Raw genomic sequence first — 1,097 nt, 5'->3', positions numbered from 1 at the left:
CGGGAGAGTCGCAATGGCGGTTAAGCGGACGGGACAATTGAGCCTGGTTGAGGCATTTCTGGGTGACAGGCTTGCGAGCGGTTCTTCGCCGCTCGATCGTCTGTCGGGGCTGGTGAAGTGGTACCGGTTCGAGAAGCTGCTCAACCGGCTGCGGGATGGCGGACCGGGTCGGGCAGCTTGGCCGCCGCTGGGGCTGTTCAAGGCGCTGCTGCTGCAATCGCTTTACGGCCTGTCTGATCGAGAGTTGGAAGAGGCGCTGGGCGACCGGCTGTCGTTCCGGCGCTTTGCCGGGCTTGGGCTGGACGATACGGTCCCCGATCACACGGTTCTGTCGCGCTTTCGCAACCTGCTTGTCGGCGAAGGGCTGATGGAGAGGCTGTTTGGCGAACTGGACCGGCAGTTGGAGAAGGCCGGTGTGATCCTGAAGCGTGGGACGATGCTGGACGCCACGCTGATCGATGCGGTCTCGGCACCGCCGACACCCGAGCGGCCGTCGAAGGACGCAGACGCCCGCCCCACCATGCGCAAGGGCAAGGATGGCTTTACCTTTGGCTACAAGGCTCATGTCGGGGTCGATGAGGGTTCTGGTCTGATCCGCACGGTGATCACCACACCGGCCAACGTCAACGACACGGTGATGGCCGATGCCTTGATCTGCGGCGACGAGAAGACGGTGTGGGCGGATGCCGCCTATGACACCCATGCCCGCCGTGCCCGATTGAAGGCACAGGGCAAGAAGGTGCGCATTGCGCGCCGTCCCAGCAAGCATCATGCGCTGCCGGCACGGCTCAAGCGCTACAATCGCCTGATCGCCAGACGGCGAGCGGCGGTGGAAACCACCTTCGCTACGCTCAAGAACCGCATGAAGCTGACCACGATCCGCTATATCGGACTGGCCAAGGCATCCGCCCAGGTGACGATGGCGGCGATTGCCTTCAACATGCGCCGATGGGCGGCCATCACGGGATAGGTGCGCCCTGCGTCGGCCTGAGGGCCTCACCGCCACCATCAAACTCCACCCCAAAAGGCAAAGCCGAGCGAGACATCACGGTCAAACCGCTCCGCACGCCTTTCTCCCGTAACTGTGCAACAGGCCC

The 1,097-nt window shown here is 63.8% G+C and carries 1 protein-coding gene; it reads left to right on the top strand.

What is annotated here, in order from left to right; all coding sequences use genetic code 11:
- A partial coding sequence (locus JQK88_RS35435; protein WP_246750191.1) for an IS5 family transposase occupies nucleotides 1-970 on the top strand: 970 nt, incomplete at its 5' end.
- Nucleotides 971-1,097 lie beyond the last annotated feature (127 nt).

The sequence above is a fragment of the Mesorhizobium caraganae genome (assembly GCF_016836705.1).
Classification (GTDB): Bacteria; Pseudomonadota; Alphaproteobacteria; order Rhizobiales; family Rhizobiaceae; genus Mesorhizobium; species Mesorhizobium caraganae.
Note: the sequence above shows the minus strand (reverse complement) of the source record. Positions and strands in the feature narration are given on the sequence as shown.